Raw genomic sequence first — 16159 nt, 5'->3', positions numbered from 1 at the left:
TCGGCTGCCGGAAATCAATAACTTGGCATAATTTGTGCCGACAAAATGCGCGCAGAGTATAGGGGCGGTTCTGCCCCTATTCAACTGTCGGGTAGTGATTTCCGATCACACGCTACATAAGCAAATGTTTCAGCGGATGTGGGCAAGGACGCCCTGGAGCTCATCAAGCGAGTTATAACCGATGACCAATTGCCCTTTGCCTTTCTTGCCGTGGCGAATTTGCACCGCAGAGCCCAGGCGCTCGGCCAGGCGCTGCTCGAGACGGGCGATATCCGGATCAGGTTTAGCCGTTTCGACCGGTGCAGGTTTGCCGCTGAGCCACTGGCGAACCAACGCCTCGGTCTGGCGAACGGTGAGCCCCCGTGCGACAACGTGTCGCGCCCCTTCAACCTGTTGATTTTCCGGCAAACCGAGCAAAGCACGGGCGTGGCCCATTTCCAGGTCGCCGTGGGACAACATGGTCTTGATGACTTCCGGCAGCGCAATCAAACGCAGCAAGTTGGACACGGTTACGCGGGATTTACCCACCGCCTCGGCCACCTGTTGCTGGGTCAGCTGGAATTCCTGTTGCAAACGCTGCAACGCGATCGCTTCTTCGATCGGGTTGAGGTCTTCGCGCTGGATGTTCTCGATCAACGCCATGGCGATGGCGGTTTCATCCGGTACATCGCGCACCATCGCCGGGATGGTTTCCTTGCCGGCCTGCTGGCTGGCGCGCCAGCGGCGCTCACCGGCGATGATCTCAAAGCGGCCGCCGCCAATCGGGCGTACCACGATTGGCTGCATCACGCCTTGGGCCTTGATCGAATTGGCCAGCTCTTCCAGTGCCTGGGGGTCCATGTCCCGGCGTGGCTGGTATTTGCCGCGCTGGATCAGGTCCAGCGGCAGGTGCTGCAACTCGCGCTCGTCGGCCTGCACCGCTTGTTCTTCAAGCGATGTGACGGTCGGACCACTCAACAGTGCATCCAGTCCACGTCCGAGACCTCGTTTCTTGACGGCCATGGGGATTCCTTAAGTTGGCTGGGCTGCAGCGGTGCGTGAGTTGCGGCGTTGGCGACGAACCATCTCGCCGGCTAGGGCCAGGTAGGCAATGGCACCACGGGATGACTTGTCGTACGCCAGCGCGGGCATGCCGTAGCTTGGCGCTTCGGCCAGACGAATGTTGCGCGGGATCACCGTGTCGTACAGCTGATCACCGAAATGTTCCTTGAGCTGCGCCGACACATCGTTCATCAGGCTCAGGCGCGGATCGAACATGGTCCGCAGCAAGCCTTCGATCTGCAGGTTCGGGTTGAGCAACTCAGCGATACGCTTGATGTTATCCACAAGGTCGCTCAAGCCTTCCAGTGCGTAGTACTCGCACTGCATGGGGATAATCACCCCATCAGCTGCCACCAACGCGTTCAGCGTGAGCATCGACAGTGACGGCGGGCAGTCGATCAAAATGTAGTCGTAATTCTCGCGGATCGGCGCCAAGGCGCTACGCAGACGGCTTTCCTTCATCTGCATTTCCAGCAGCACCACTTCCGCCGCGGTCAAATCGCGGTTGGCCGGCAGCAGTTGATAACCGCCGTGTTCGGAGTAGTGCATGGCCTGGGCCAGGTCGCACTCGCCAATCAGCAAGTCGTAGACCGAGTTTTCCAGGCCGTGTTTATCCACACCGCTACCCATGGTGGCGTTGCCCTGTGGATCGAGATCGATCAACAGCACCCGGCGCTTGGTGGCGACCAGGGATGCTGCGAGGTTGATGCAGGTGGTGGTTTTGCCCACGCCACCTTTCTGGTTCGCTATCGCGAATACCTTAGCCATTCTTGCTTGTGTTCCCAATCATGCCGTGCGGCGCAGTATCAGCAGATGGCGTTGGCCTTGGCAACCGGGTACAGCCAAGGCGTGTTCGCTATCGAGGTGGAAGTCTGCCGGCAATGCTAACAGCTCATCGCTTGGATGGACGCCCTTCATTGCCAGCCAGCGGGTATCGCGGTCGCCGAGGTGGCGGGTCCAGTTGCTGAAGTTCTCCATACTGCTGAACGCCCTGGAAACAATTCCATTGAAAGGCTGTTCAGGCGTGAAGGCTTCGACGCGACTGTGGATAACTTGCAGGTTATCCAGCTTGAGTTCGAGTTTGACCTGGGTCAGGAAACGGGTTTTCTTGCCGTTGCTGTCCAGGCAGGTCACTTGGGACTCGGGAAACAGGATGGCCAACGGAATACCAGGCATGCCGCCGCCACTGCCAACGTCAAGCCAGCGGCCGTTTTCGATGAATGGCATCACGCTCAAGCTGTCGAGCAAGTGACGGGACACCATTTCGTCGGGATCACGCACTGCGGTCAGGTTGTAAGCCTTGTTCCATTTGATCAACAACGCCAAATACCCCAACAGCAGCTCGTGCTGGGTTTCGGTCAGGTCGACGCCCAACTGGCGTGCGCCTGTGGATAACTCTTCTGCGTGTTGCGAGGTGACCAACGAACTCAAGCGCTTTGCTCCAACTGACGGCCCGCGCCGCGTTTTTTCAAATGAATCATCAACAGCGAAATGGCTGCTGGGGTGACGCCGGGAATACGTGAAGCCTGGCCCAATGTCTCGGGACGAGTTATCCCCAGCTTGCTTTGGATTTCTTTCGACAAGCCGGAAATCCCGGTGTAGTCGATATCCACAGGCAGCTTGGTGTCTTCACTGGCGCGCAGGCGAGCGATCTCGTCCTGTTGGCGGTCAATGTAACCGGCGTATTTGGTCTTGATTTCGACCTGCTCGGCGACCTGTGGATCTTCCGCGCCCTGGCCGGTCACTTCGACCAGACCAGCGTAGTCGATTTCCGGACGGGACAGCAGGTTGAGCAAGTTGTACTCGTGGGTCAGCGGCGTGCCGAATTTTTCAGCGATCGCGTCGCCTTGCTCGGTGCCCGGGCGGACCCAGGTGCTTTTCAGGCGCTGTTCTTCCAATGCAATGCTTTCGCGTTTTTTGCAGAAGGCTTCCCAACGCACATCATCGACCAGGCCAAGTTCACGTCCTTTTTCGGTCAGGCGCAGGTCGGCGTTGTCTTCGCGCAGGATCAAACGGTATTCCGCCCGGGAAGTGAACATCCGGTACGGTTCCTGGGTGCCCAGGGTAATCAGGTCATCGACCAAAACGCCGATATACGCTTCGTCTCGACGTGGGCACCAGCTGTCTTTGCCCTGCGCACGCAATGCTGCGTTGGTCCCGGCCAGCAAACCTTGGGCGCCGGCTTCTTCGTAACCGGTGGTTCCGTTGATTTGGCCAGCGAAGAACAGACCGCCAATCACTTTGGTTTCCAGGCTGTACTTCAGGTCACGCGGGTCGAAATAGTCGTATTCGATGGCGTAGCCCGGACGCACGATGTGTGCGTTTTCCATGCCGCGGATCGATTGCACGATCTGGATTTGCACGTCGAACGGCAGGGAAGTGGAAATGCCGTTCGGGTACAGCTCATGAGTGGTCAAGCCTTCGGGCTCGATGAAGACCTGGTGGCTTTCCTTGTCGGCAAAGCGGTGGATCTTGTCTTCGATCGACGGGCAATAACGCGGGCCGATCCCTTCGATCACACCGGAGTACATCGGCGAACGATCGAGGTTCGCAGCAATGATTTCGTGGGTGCGGGCATTGGTGTGGGTGATCCAGCAGCTTACCTGTTTCGGGTGCTGTTCTTTGGAACCCATGAACGACATGACCGGGATCGGCGTATCGCCGGCCTGTTCGGTCATCACCGAGAAGTCCACAGAACGCCCGTCGATACGCGGCGGGGTCCCGGTTTTCAGGCGGCCGACACGCAGCGGCAATTCACGCAGGCGTTTTGCCAAAGCAATCGACGGCGGATCACCGGCGCGACCGCCGGAATAGTTCTGCATACCAATGTGGATAAGTCCGCCGAGGAACGTGCCGGTGGTCAACACCACGGATTCCGCGAAGAAACGCAGGCCCATTTGCGTGACAACCCCGCGTACCTGGTCTTGTTCGACGATCAGGTCATCCGCGGCTTGCTGAAATATCCACAGGTTCGGTTGGTTTTCCAGGGTTTCGCGCACAGCAGCCTTGTACAGGATGCGGTCGGCTTGAGCCCGGGTAGCCCGTACGGCTGGGCCTTTGCGGCTGTTGAGCACACGAAACTGAATACCACCCTTATCGGTAGCCGTGGCCATCACGCCGCCAAGGGCATCGATTTCCTTGACCAAATGGCTTTTGCCGATCCCACCAATGGCGGGGTTGCAACTCATTGCTCCGAGGGTTTCCACGTTATGCGTCAACAACAGGGTTTTTACGCCCATGCGTGCTGACGCCAGTGCTGCCTCGGTACCGGCATGACCGCCGCCGATGACGATCACTTCAAAACGGGAAGGGAAATCCACCACGCACCTCGTGCCTGCTTATGTAGGTAATCAGGAATTGTCTGTTGAAAGAGTTTTAGAGCTTTGGCGGCAAGTATAGGGACTTAGCCCTTCCTAAAGAACCCTTTGCACAAAATTTAACCAGCTGTGGATGAATCACAGACAATAGAAATTAAAAGAGAGAAATTTATTAAATCTTTGTTTTTATGTTTATTTCTATGTAGCTACCTTTCTGTGGATAGATCTCTACAGGCCTTTGTTTACGTTGTGTACAGCGATTCAAAAGTCTGTGGTCATGTGCCAATGAGGGGCTTGGATAAGTGCTTTAAGCCTGTGGATTAAACAGGTGCTTATCCACAGGCGGGTTTTTACTCAGGTTTCAGGCCCTGTTATCAACTGGGCACAGAGGCGGTTATTCACAGGGCTTAATTCGCAGAAATCGGTGTAACTGTCCATATTCAGTCCACGACAACGTCAACTGAAACCTCCACTCGGTGGTGAGCACAGCAAAAAAAGAGATCTATTGTGAGAAAACGATAGGGCAGTTAATAATAGCGATTATCATTAACCTACCTTGTCATGCCCTATGTCCCCTTCTTCACACACGGCTGCGGTCCAGAACATCTATGAGCAGCACCATTCCTGGCTGCACGGGTGGCTCAAAGGGAAGTTGCATAACGCCTGCGATGCGGCCGATGTGGCGCACGACACGTTCGTGCGCATCCTGGGCGGGCGGCATGCGGCGCAGATCGTTGAACCGCGAGACTATTTGGCGACCATTGCCAGGGGCTTGGTGATTGATCGCTACCGTCGACATGCCATCGAACAGGCCTATAAGCAAACCTTGGCCGAACGGCCTGAAGCCATAGCCATCAGCGAAGAAGACAAAGCCATCATCATCGAGACGTTGGTGGCTGTGGATAAAGCCTTGTCGGCACTCGGCGAGCGAGCACGCCGGATATTCATGCTGTCGCAGATCGAGGGCCTGACTTATCAACAGATTGCCGATCAGCTTCAGGTTTCACTGACCACCGTGAAGAAGCACATGATCCGTGCATTGACCGAATGCGCATTGATCATGGCCAGCTTGTAATGGCGGCGCCTGATCGCAAGACCTTCGAGGCCGCTGCCAGTTGGTATGTACAGTTTCAATCCCAAACCCCTACCGCCGCCGAGCGCCAAGCCTGGCAACAATGGCTCAACGGCGATCCGTCCCATCAGGCTGCGTGGAACCAGATGGAGCAGTTGCAGCGCAGTCTCGGCGCCCTGCCCCAGGATTTCACCCGCCGGGCCTTGTCGACCAGCCAGCAACGGCGCCAGGTGTTGAAGTGGATGCTGGTGCTGGGCGGTACCGGGTACCTCGGCTGGAATGTCCAGCAACACACGCCCCTGGGCAATGTATGGGCCGACTACCGGACGTCCGTGGGTGAGCGCCGGCGTATCGAGCTGGCTGACGGTACGCGGATTGATCTGAACACCCGTACGGCAATTGACGTGGTATTCGATGGGCGCCAGCGTTTGATTCGCCTGCGTGAAGGTGAAGTACTTATCCACACCGGCAAGCGGGGTGGCCAGACGCCCTTTTATGTCGAGACCCGCCAAGGCCGAATCCAGGCCCTGGGCACCACCTTCACCGTGCGCCAGTTGCCAGACTCCACACGTGTCGGCGTCCTCGAGGATCGGGTGAGCGTAGCGCCTGGTGACCAACCCAATCACGCGTGGCTACTCAGTGCCGGTGAAAGCGCTGACTTCGATCGCCAACACGTGGGGCTTAACCACGCTTACCGCGGCTCACAAGCGGCGTGGGTCGATGGTCAGTTGATCGTATTGGATGCTCGCCTCGGGGATGTGATCGAAGACCTCGCCCGCTACCGCCCGGGTGTTCTGCAATGCGACTTGGCGTCGGCACACCTGCGTGTCTCCGGGACCTTCCGCCTGGATTCCACCGATGCGGTACTGGCCAATCTGCAGGCAACCCTGCCGATCCAGGTGAAGTATTTCACCCGCTATTGGGTTTCGGTGAAACGAATCGGTTGATTGCAAAAAGTATCCGCACAAGGGGTTATCTTTTTTTTATCTGACACGGCCCTACAGGTAATCACGACGCCACCTTCAGGGCTTATCCACTTATGCGCCTCTCTTCCAAGCTCCGCCAGCGACTTTCCTACCACGGTATGACATGCAGCCTGCTACTCGGCACGGCAACCACCGGCGGTATTTTGTTATCCACTGATGTCCTGGCCGCCAGCGCGGTGCAGCACTACGCTATTGCGGCGGGCCCCCTGGACAATGCGTTGAGCCAATTTGCCGCTCGGGCGAATGTGATTCTATCTTTCTCGCCCCAGCAAACCGCGCGTTTGAACTCGACCGGGCTTGAAGGCGACTATTCGGTAGAGCAAGGCTTTGCGCTGTTGCTGCAGAACTCGGGGTTACAAGCGGTACCCCAGGCGCCCGGCAGCTATGTCCTGCAGGCCATTCCTGCTGGGCAACTCACGCTTGCGCCCACCACGGTCAGCACTTATCAACAGGACGGGTTCAACCAGGAGATCGCCGGGGATGTGGGTTACAAGGCACAAAACAGCCGTGTCGGTACCAAGACCAGTACGCCTCTGTCAGAAACACCGCGTTCGGTATCCATAGTCACCGGTCAGCGCATCAAGGACCAGAAGTCACAGACCCTGACGGAAGTGTTGGGCTACGTGCCAGGTATCTTTGCGCCACCCTTTGCTGCCGGCGACGGTCTGGCCGGTGACCTGTTCTTCATTCGTGGTTTCAATGCCACCGATTACGGCTACGGTTTGCTGCGAGATGGCCTTCGTGTACAAGGCAATCGGTATGACACCACCAGTGAGCCGTATGGCCTGGAGCGCGTCGAAATCTTCCGTGGCCCCTCTTCCCTGCTCTACGGCGAAAACGCACCTGGCGGTTTGGTGAACCTGGTGAGCAAGCACCCGACAGCCACGCCGCAAGGTGAAGTCCAGCTGGGGTATGGCTCGAATAATCGGCGTCAACTGGGTGTGGATATCTCGGGACCGCTCAATGACAGTGACAATATTCTTGGCCGAGTTGTGATGCTCGGTCGCAAATCCGACACGCAGACCGACCATGTGCCTGATGATCGCCTGTACATCGCGCCATCACTGACCCTGAATTTCGACGACTACAACACCCTTACCCTGTTGGCTAATTATCAAAAGGACCACACCAATCTCGAACTTGGCCTACCGGCGGCCGGCACCTTGCTGACAAATCCCAATGGCAAGCTGTCCAAGCACACCATGCTCGGCGACCCGGACTGGAACACATTTGAACGTGAAGCCTGGAGCACCGGTTACGAATTCAGCCACAGCTTCAACGACGATTGGCAGTTCCGCCAGAACTCGCGGTATATGCAGTCGCGCATCAACCGCCATGAAACCTGGCCCAGCGCCCTGAATAACCGCGGGTTTGGTACGCAACTGAACATGACCGCCTATGACCGCTATAACAAGTCGATGGTGTATTCCCTGGATAACCAGTTGGAAGGCAAATTCCAGGTGGGCGGCCTGGAAAACACAGTGCTGTTTGGTGCCAGCTATGACCGCACTTCGTTCAATCAGGATTGGGACGCCGGTTTCGCCGGCACCATCAATGTGTATAACCCCGTGTATCTGCGTGATCCGCTTACGCCGGTGGCAGTGCAAAACACCTTGCTCGAGCAGCAGATGAAGGGCGTTTATGCACAGATCCAGAGCAAGTACGACCACTGGCTGTTCCTGCTGGGTGGCCGTCAGGACTGGGTCGACAGCGATTTCCGCGACAAGGTCAACAAGGCCAGTAACACCGGCTCGGAAGATCGCAAGTTCACCTACCAAGGCGGGGTGATGTACCAGTTCGACAACGGCCTGACGCCGTACGTCAGCTACTCCACCGCATTTGTGCCGGTGCAGCAGATCTCCAATGCCGGGTCACCGCTGAAGCCGATTACCAGCAGTCAGTACGAAGTGGGTGTGAAGTACGAGCCGATCGGCTGGGATACGGCGATGACCCTGTCGGTGTATGACCTGCGCAAGGAAGACGACACCTACCTCGACGCCACCACCAACAGCTATCGCCAGGTGGGCGAAAGCCGGGCCAAAGGTGCGGAAGTCGAGGTGAACAGCAACATCACGCCCAACCTGAATGTGACGGCCGCTTACACCTACACTGACGCTCGGATTACTAAGGATTCGGCTACATCGCTGGTTGAAGGGCACCAGATGACGGGGGTTCCACGCAACCAGGCTTCGGTATGGGGCAAGTACCGCTTCCTTGATGGCCAACTCAAAGGTTTGTCGATGGGCGGCGGTGTGCGTTATTTCGACAGCACCTTTTCCTACACCGCGCCAACGCTATACGGGAAGTTGGATGCAGGAAGCGTCACCTTGGTGGATGCAGCCGTTGGCTATCAAATTGACAAACATTGGTCTGTGGATGTGAACGCCAAGAACCTGTTCGACAAGGAATATGTATCTGGTTGCAACGATGCGGGCCGCTGCTATTGGGGGGATAGCCGCACGCTGCTTGGGACGGTTTCGTACAACTGGTAATGGGTGAGGGCCTGAAGAATGTGGTGTTCTTCAGGCCGCTATCGCTGCTAAGCCAGTGCCTACAGGGCGTGTGGATAACTTTTTTATTTGCCGATGCAGAAGCTGGAGAAGATCCGGCCCAACAAATCATCGGAGCTGAATGCACCGGTGATCTCTCCCAACAACTGCTGCGCCTGACGGAGATCCTCTGCCAGCAGCTCCCCTGCCCCCGCTAACGTCAACTGTGCCCGGCCGTGCTCCAACGCTGCGCTCGCGTGGCGCAACGCCTCCAGGTGCCTACGGCGCGCACTGAAGCTGCTCTCCGAGGTCTGCTCGTAGCCCATACAGGCCTTGAGGTGCTCGCGCAGCAGTTCCAGGCCTTCACCCGCCGACTTGGCGCTCAGGCTGATCGTGACGTGGCCATCCGCGCTGGTTTCCATCGCAATGGCTTCACCCGTCAGGTCGGATTTGTTACGAATCAAGGTGACCTTGGCCGGGTCCGGCCGTTGCTCAAGGAATTCCGGCCACAACGCGAAAGGATCCACAGCCTCGGGCGCCGTCGCATCCACCACCAGCAGAACTCGATCCGCTTCGCCGATGGCCTTGAGCGCGCGTTCCACGCCGATCTTTTCCACCTGGTCATCGGTGTCGCGCAAGCCGGCTGTGTCGACCACGTGCAGTGGCATGCCGTCGATGTGGATATGTTCGCGCAGGATATCCCGGGTGGTACCGGCGATCTCAGTGACGATGGCGGCCTCGCGCCCCGCCAGTGCATTCAACAGACTGGATTTGCCTGCATTGGGCCGTCCAGCAATCACCACCGTCATGCCGTCACGCAGCAGCGCACCTTGCCCGGCTTCACGCAGCACTGTGGATAACTCATCACGGACTTTATCGAGCATCGTCAATACATGGCCATCGGCGAGGAAATCGATTTCTTCCTCGGGAAAATCAATCGCCGCCTCGACGTATATGCGTAGGTTGATTAGTTGTTCGGTCAGGTTATGCACACGTAGCGAGAACGCGCCCTGCAGCGAGCGCAGTGCGTTGCGTGCAGCCTGTGCAGAACTGGCTTCGATCAAATCAGCAATGGCTTCAGCCTGGGCCAGGTCGAGCTTGTCGTTGAGAAAGGCGCGTTCGCTGAATTCCCCAGGCCTGGCCAGACGGCAGCCCAGTTGCAGGCAACGCTGCAGCAACATATCCAGCACAACCGGGCCGCCGTGGCCCTGCAATTCCAGGACATCTTCCCCAGTAAAGGAATTGGGCCCAGGGAAATAAAGGGCCAAGCCTTCGTCCAGCACCGTTTCATCTGCATCCAGGAATGGCCCGTAATGGGCATATCGCGGCTTTAACTCGCGGCCGCTGATAGCCTCAGCCGCCTTGCCGGCGAGCGGTCCGGAGATACGAACGATACCGACACCGCCGCGACCTTGAGCGGTAGCGACAGCAGCGATGGTTTCACGAGGAGCGCTCATCAGCAGGTTCCAGAACTAAAGTGACGGAAAGCAAAACGCCCCACTAGGGGGCGTCTTGAGTGGTTATCCACAGAGTAAATTACGCAGAGGCTTTTGCGGTAGCCGCTTCGATTTTACGTGTGATGTACCACTGTTGAGAGATCGACAACACGTTGTTGACCACCCAGTACAGCACCAGACCAGCAGGGAACCACAGGAAGAAGAAGGTGAAGATGATTGGCATCATTTTCATTACCTTGGCCTGCATCGGATCCGGCGGAGTAGGGTTCAAACGCTGCTGGATAAACATGGTCGCGCCCATGATGATCGGCAGGATAAAGAACGGGTCTTTGATCGACAGGTCAGTTATCCACAGCATGAACGGAGCCTGACGCATTTCCACGCTTTCCAGAAGTACCCAGTACAGCGACAGGAATACCGGCATCTGCACCAGAATCGGCAAGCATCCACCCAGCGGGTTGATCTTCTCTTTCTTGTACAGCTCCATCATGGCCTGCGACATTTTCTGCCGGTCATCGCCATGCTGCTCTTTCAGCGCCGCCAGTTTCGGGGCTACGGCACGCATGCGCGCCATCGACTTGTAGCTGGCTGCCGACAGAGGGAAGAAGATCCCTTTGATCAGCATGGTCAGGAAGATGATCGAGAAACCCCAGTTACCCACAATGCTGTGGATATGTTGCAGCAACCAGAAAATCGGCTGGGCAATGAACCACAGGAAGCCGTAATCCACAGTCAATTCCAGACCTGGGGACAACTCTTTCAGCACAGCCTGGCTTTTCGGGCCGGCGTACAACGTGGCGCTGGTTTCAGCCTTGGCGCCTGGCGCGACGGTCAACGCCGGGCCAGTGAAGCCAATGATGTAGTTGCCTTGGCTGTCCTTGCGGGTTTGAACCAGGTTCGCGTCGCCCTTGCTCGGGATCCAGGCGGTCACAAAGTAGTGTTGCAGCCAGGCTACCCAGCCACCTTGGACGGTTTCTTTCAGCGAGCCCTTGTCGATATCTTTCATCGACACTTTTTTATACGGTTCGCTACTTGTCCACAGGGCGGCGCCCAGGTAAGTCGCGGTGCCGGTGGCGGTGCTGGAAGAAGGATCGGAACTGGCATCACGCTTGAGCTGGGCAAACAGGTTGCCGCTCCATGGTTTGTCGCTTTCGTTGTCGATCAGGTAAGTGACCTTCAAGTCGTACAGACCACGGGTAAAGCTGAAACGCTTGATGTAGTTGACGCCGTCGAGGCTGAATTTCAGGTCAACGTTCAACTGGTTCTGGCCATCAGCCAGTTGATAAGTCTTCTGTTCGGTCGAATAAACCGGACGACCGGTAGCACGAGCATCCGGACCGTTTGTGCCGGTCAGGCCACTTTGCGCCAGATAAGTACGTTCACCACCGTTATCGAACAGTTGGAACGGAACATCCGGATGGTCTTGGCGACGTGGATACAGCGGCAGTTTCAACTGCGCGATATCACCACCTTGTGGGTCGATAGCCAGGTCGAGCACATCCGTTTTGACATGGATGAGGTCTTTATTGGTGACCACTGGCGTTTCTAAAGGGGCGCTTGTCTCGCCATTCGCGCTGGGAACATCGGCACTCGCGGACGCATTGTTACCCAGCGGGGTGTCCGGAATAGCCGGCGCAGCCTGATTGGTAGCAACATTCTGAGTCGGCAGGGCAGCTTGGCCGTAGTCCTGGTTCCACTTAAGAACCATGACGTAGGACACGATTGCCAGGGCGACGATCAGGATCGTGCGTTTAATATCCATGATTACTCGGCCATCGAAGAAGAACGGGAGGTAGGGATAGGTGGAACCGGGTCATAACCACCGGGATTCCACGGATGACAGCGACCTAAACGACGAAAGGTCAGCCAGCCACCGCGCAGAAGACCATGATTTTCTATGGCCTCTAACGCGTAGCAGGAACAACTGGGGTAGAAACGACAGTGGTTGGCCATCAGAGGACTAATGGCATAGCGATAAAACTGGATCGGAACGAGGGCCAGTTTACGCATCAAGGCTGTCTACCCCTACAGTTTCGGTGTTGGCCGCTGGAGCTGGTTTGTTGGTACGCGCCAGACGTTTCCAGAGCTTGCCGAAATGCTGAATCAATTCGGGGTTTTCTACATCACCCAAGCCTTTGCGCGCGACGATAACAATATCCCAACCAACCAGAGTGTCCTGGTGGAGGCGAAACGATTCGCGCATCAGACGCTTGAGGCGATTGCGCTCAACGGAGAGCTTTACGCTCTTCTTGCCGATCACCAACCCGAGACGGGGGTGATCAAGATCGTTGTTACGCGCAAGGAGCAGGAGATTTTTCCCCGGAACCTTGCCGGTGGGGGAGTCAAAGACTGCCTTGAAATGCCGGGGGGTTAGCAGACGCTTTTCCCGACTGAAGTCCTGACTCACCACCAGTACCGGATTATCAAACTGCCAGACGCGCACGACCTTTGGCGCGACGACGCGACAGGACAGCACGGCCGTTCTTGGTAGCCATGCGAGCACGGAAGCCGTGGGTGCGGGCGCGTTTGATGGTGCTTGGTTGGAAAGTACGTTTCATGGCGTTGTTACCTGGTTCGTCCACAACGGGCCGGAATGGCCCCCGTTTTAAGAGACCGGCGATTCTAGTGAAAGCAAGCCTCTAGGTCAATTTCCAACCAGCTTTTCCTTTAATTAGATCTCCACAGGCCATCCGGTCATTTCTGTCCGCCAGGCTTCCACCTGTCATGGGATAGATATAAAAATAAAGAAGGAAGTTATTTAAAGCTTTTCTGTAAAGCTTATAAAAGCTAGGCAGGCCTTCCTCTGTGGATAACTGCCTTGAGGCCATATTCCACCTGATGTACAGAGAATGACAACACGGGGGAGAAACGGTGCTCTGCCTGTGCTGCGCTGTCGGATAAGCTGTGTGTGGAATGGGTTGTTATCCACAGGCCAGTTACCCACAGACTTTCGACCCCACTTGTACAACGACCTTAGGTAGGCTTATCCACAGAGCTTATACACAGACCATTGGTCGCCTTTATTACCGTTAAGACGTTGATTTTGGCCGGCCTGTGATCAAGCTACATGTGGATAAGTGGGCGGCTCGCCGCTACAATGGCGGCTGTTTTTGCCTCACCGGCTTTCAACTTAGGGGATATCCGTGTCAGTGGAACTTTGGCAGCAGTGCGTGGAGCTTTTGCGCGATGAGCTGCCTGCCCAGCAATTCAACACCTGGATCCGTCCGCTACAGGTCGAAGCCGAAGGCGACGAGTTGCGTGTCTACGCGCCCAATCGTTTTGTTCTCGACTGGGTCAATGAGAAGTACCTGAGCCGCGTTCTCGAATTGCTCGATGAACATGGCAACGGCCTCGCGCCCGTGCTTTCCTTATTAATAGGCAGCAAACGTAGCTCGGCGCCTCGCGCTGCGCCGAATGCGCCACTGGCTGCGTCGCAAGCCCAGGCAGCGACAGCACCTGCTGTCAGTGCGCCCGCGCCTGCACCGGCGCCCTCCAAATCCTCTGCGCAAAAAAACGCTCCAGAGAATGAAGAGCCATCCCGCGACAGCTTCGACCCGATGGCAGGCGCCGCCTCCCAACAAGCCCCAGTTCGCGCCGAACAGCGCACTGTGCAGGTCGAAGGCGCGCTCAAGCACACCAGCTACCTGAACCGCACCTTTACCTTCGAGAACTTCGTCGAAGGTAAGTCCAACCAGCTGGCTCGCGCCGCTGCCTGGCAGGTCGCCGACAACCCCAAGCACGGTTACAACCCGCTCTTCCTTTATGGCGGTGTTGGCTTGGGTAAGACTCACTTGATGCACGCTGTGGGTAACCATCTATTAAAGAAGAACCCGAATGCCAAGGTCGTGTACCTGCACTCGGAGCGCTTCGTGGCTGACATGGTCAAGGCCTTGCAGCTCAACGCCATCAACGAGTTTAAGCGGTTCTACCGCTCGGTAGATGCGTTGTTGATCGATGACATTCAATTCTTTGCCCGCAAAGAGCGTTCCCAGGAAGAGTTCTTCCACACGTTCAACGCGCTGCTTGAAGGTGGCCAGCAGGTCATCTTGACCAGTGACCGTTACCCGAAAGAAATCGAAGGCCTGGAAGAACGTCTGAAATCCCGCTTCGGCTGGGGCCTGACCGTTGCGGTAGAGCCGCCGGAGCTGGAAACCCGCGTTGCGATCCTGATGAAAAAAGCCGATCAGGCCAAGGTCGACTTGCCCCACGATGCGGCGTTCTTCATCGCTCAACGCATCCGCTCCAACGTGCGTGAGTTGGAAGGCGCGCTCAAGCGGGTCATCGCACACTCTCACTTCATGGGCCGCGACATCACCATTGAGCTGATTCGCGAATCCCTGAAGGACTTGCTGGCACTGCAGGACAAACTGGTGAGTGTGGATAACATCCAGCGCACCGTGGCCGAGTACTACAAGATCAAGATTTCCGACCTGCTGTCCAAGCGCCGTTCGCGCTCGGTGGCACGTCCTCGGCAGGTGGCCATGGCGCTCTCCAAAGAGTTGACCAACCACAGCCTGCCGGAAATCGGTGATGTGTTTGGCGGGCGCGACCACACCACGGTCTTGCACGCGTGCCGCAAGATCAACGAACTTAAGGAATCCGACGCGGATATTCGCGAGGACTACAAGAACCTGCTGCGTACACTGACCACTTGATGACACCAGCGCAGCTTATTAAGGCAAGGGACTAGACCATGCATTTCACCATTCAACGCGAAGCCCTGTTGAAACCCCTGCAACTGGTCGCAGGCGTCGTCGAGCGCCGACAGACCTTGCCGGTGCTTTCCAACGTATTGCTGGTAGTCGAAGGCCAGCAATTGTCCTTGACCGGTACTGACCTGGAAGTCGAGCTGGTCGGTCGTGTGCAGCTGGAAGAGCCTGCCGAGCCGGGCGAGATCACCGTACCGGCGCGCAAGCTGATGGACATCTGCAAGAGCCTGCCGAACGACGCGCTGATCGACATCAAGGTCGATGATGCGAAGTTGGTGGTCAAGGCCGGCCGCAGCCGTTTCACCCTGTCCACGTTGCCGGCGAATGATTTCCCGACCGTTGAAGAAGGCCCGGGCTCGCTGACCTGCAGCCTGGAGCAGAGCAAGCTGCGTCGTTTGATCGAACGCACCAGCTTCGCCATGGCCCAGCAAGACGTGCGTTACTACCTCAACGGCATGCTGCTGGAAGTGTCGGAAGGCATTATCCGCGCCGTGGCCACCGACGGTCACCGCCTGGCCATGTGCTCGATGCGCGCCGATATCGGTCAGCCGGACCGTCACCAGGTGATCGTGCCGCGCAAAGGTATCCTTGAACTGGCACGCCTGCTCACCGAGCCGGAAGGCAACGTCAGCATCGTGTTGGGTCAACACCACATTCGCGCGACCACTGGTGAGTTCACCTTCACCTCCAAGCTGGTTGACGGCAAGTTCCCGGATTACGAGCGCGTGCTGCCTAAAGGTGGCGACAAGCTGGTACTGGGTGATCGTCAGGCGCTGCGTGAAGCGTTCAGCCGTACCGCGATTCTGTCCAACGAGAAGTACCGTGGTATCCGCCTGCAACTGGCTAACGGTCAGCTGAAAATCCAGGCGAACAACCCGGAGCAGGAAGAAGCGGAAGAAGAAGTGGGCGTCGACTATAACGGTGGTTCCCTGGAAATCGGCTTCAACGTGAGCTACCTGTTGGACGTACTGGGTGTGATGACCACCGAACAGGTTCGCCTGATTCTGTCGGACTCCAACAGCAGCGCCCTGGTGCAGGAGTCCGACAACGACGACTCGGCGTATGTTGTCATGCCGATGCGCCTGTAA

At 57.1% G+C, this 16159-nt stretch carries 14 protein-coding genes; 5 read left to right on the top strand and 9 right to left on the bottom strand.

What is annotated here, in order from left to right; translation table 11 throughout:
• Positions 1–129: 129 nt before the first annotated feature.
• Genes EJ576_RS00640 through mnmG form a run of 4 tightly spaced genes read right to left on the bottom strand, consistent with a single transcriptional unit; the run spans position 130 to position 4361 of the window.
• The gene (locus EJ576_RS00640; RefSeq protein ID WP_016970690.1) at positions 130–1002 is read right to left on the bottom strand and encodes a ParB/RepB/Spo0J family partition protein; all 873 of its coding nucleotides are present in this window, start codon (positions 1000–1002) and stop codon (positions 130–132) included.
• A gap of 9 nt (positions 1003–1011) precedes the next feature.
• Positions 1012–1809 (bottom strand): ParA family protein, encoded by a 798-nt coding sequence (locus EJ576_RS00635; RefSeq protein WP_016978715.1) that lies wholly within the window; start codon positions 1807–1809, stop codon positions 1012–1014.
• Between the two features lie 18 nt (positions 1810–1827).
• Positions 1828–2472, bottom strand: a complete 645-nt coding sequence (rsmG, locus tag EJ576_RS00630; protein ID WP_028618580.1) for a 16S rRNA (guanine(527)-N(7))-methyltransferase RsmG — start codon at positions 2470–2472, stop codon at positions 1828–1830.
• The gene (gene mnmG / locus EJ576_RS00625) at positions 2469–4361 is read right to left on the bottom strand and encodes a tRNA uridine-5-carboxymethylaminomethyl(34) synthesis enzyme MnmG (RefSeq protein WP_123478451.1); all 1893 of its coding nucleotides are present in this window, start codon (positions 4359–4361) and stop codon (positions 2469–2471) included. Before mnmG ends, rsmG begins: the two co-directional genes overlap by 4 nt.
• A 565-nt stretch (positions 4362–4926) precedes the next feature.
• Between mnmG and EJ576_RS00620 the strand changes: the two genes are divergently transcribed.
• The 3 genes from EJ576_RS00620 to EJ576_RS00610 all read left to right on the top strand — a co-directional run bounded on the left by EJ576_RS00620 (position 4927) and on the right by EJ576_RS00610 (position 8908).
• The gene (locus EJ576_RS00620; protein WP_122730022.1) at positions 4927–5433 is read left to right on the top strand and encodes a sigma-70 family RNA polymerase sigma factor; all 507 of its coding nucleotides are present in this window, start codon (positions 4927–4929) and stop codon (positions 5431–5433) included.
• Positions 5433–6377: a FecR domain-containing protein gene (locus tag EJ576_RS00615; protein ID WP_122730024.1), complete on the top strand. Its 945-nt coding sequence runs from the start codon at positions 5433–5435 to the stop codon at positions 6375–6377. Before EJ576_RS00620 ends, EJ576_RS00615 begins: the two co-directional genes overlap by 1 nt.
• Before the next feature lie 92 nt (positions 6378–6469).
• Positions 6470–8908, top strand: coding sequence for a TonB-dependent siderophore receptor (locus EJ576_RS00610; protein ID WP_122730026.1), 2439 nt, complete (start codon positions 6470–6472; stop codon positions 8906–8908).
• 83 nt (positions 8909–8991) lie between these two features.
• Here EJ576_RS00610 and mnmE read toward each other — a convergent pair whose 3' ends face one another.
• The 5 genes from mnmE to rpmH form a co-directional block, all read right to left on the bottom strand.
• Positions 8992–10362: a tRNA uridine-5-carboxymethylaminomethyl(34) synthesis GTPase MnmE gene (gene mnmE, locus EJ576_RS00605; RefSeq protein WP_122730028.1), complete on the bottom strand. Its 1371-nt coding sequence runs from the start codon at positions 10360–10362 to the stop codon at positions 8992–8994.
• Positions 10363–10441: 79 nt separating this feature from the next.
• Positions 10442–12124 carry a membrane protein insertase YidC gene (yidC, locus tag EJ576_RS00600; RefSeq protein WP_068937756.1) on the bottom strand — a complete coding sequence of 561 codons (1683 nt, stop codon included), beginning with the start codon at positions 12122–12124 and terminating at the stop codon, positions 10442–10444.
• 2 nt (positions 12125–12126) lie between these two features.
• Positions 12127–12372, bottom strand: a complete 246-nt coding sequence (gene yidD / locus EJ576_RS00595) for a membrane protein insertion efficiency factor YidD (RefSeq protein WP_003213574.1) — start codon at positions 12370–12372, stop codon at positions 12127–12129.
• The gene (gene rnpA / locus EJ576_RS00590; RefSeq protein ID WP_204937165.1) at positions 12365–12769 is read right to left on the bottom strand and encodes a ribonuclease P protein component; all 405 of its coding nucleotides are present in this window, start codon (positions 12767–12769) and stop codon (positions 12365–12367) included. Before rnpA ends, yidD begins: the two co-directional genes overlap by 8 nt.
• Positions 12770–12785: 16 nt before the next feature.
• Complete coding sequence (rpmH, locus tag EJ576_RS00585) at positions 12786–12920, bottom strand: 50S ribosomal protein L34 (protein WP_003213577.1); 135 nt, start codon at positions 12918–12920, stop codon at positions 12786–12788.
• 585 nt (positions 12921–13505) lie between these two features.
• Here rpmH and dnaA point away from each other — a divergent pair.
• On the top strand, positions 13506–15017 hold the full coding sequence (dnaA, locus tag EJ576_RS00580; RefSeq protein ID WP_122730031.1) for a chromosomal replication initiator protein DnaA: 1512 nt from the start codon (positions 13506–13508) through the stop codon (positions 15015–15017).
• A gap of 38 nt (positions 15018–15055) precedes the next feature.
• Positions 15056–16159, top strand: a complete 1104-nt coding sequence (gene dnaN, locus EJ576_RS00575) for a DNA polymerase III subunit beta (RefSeq protein ID WP_016970682.1) — start codon at positions 15056–15058, stop codon at positions 16157–16159.

The sequence above is a fragment of the Pseudomonas sp. C 49-2 genome (assembly GCF_003970195.1).
In the GTDB taxonomy this organism is placed as follows: domain Bacteria; phylum Pseudomonadota; class Gammaproteobacteria; order Pseudomonadales; family Pseudomonadaceae; genus Aquipseudomonas; species Aquipseudomonas canadensis.
This window is presented reverse-complemented; position numbering and strand designations above follow the sequence as displayed.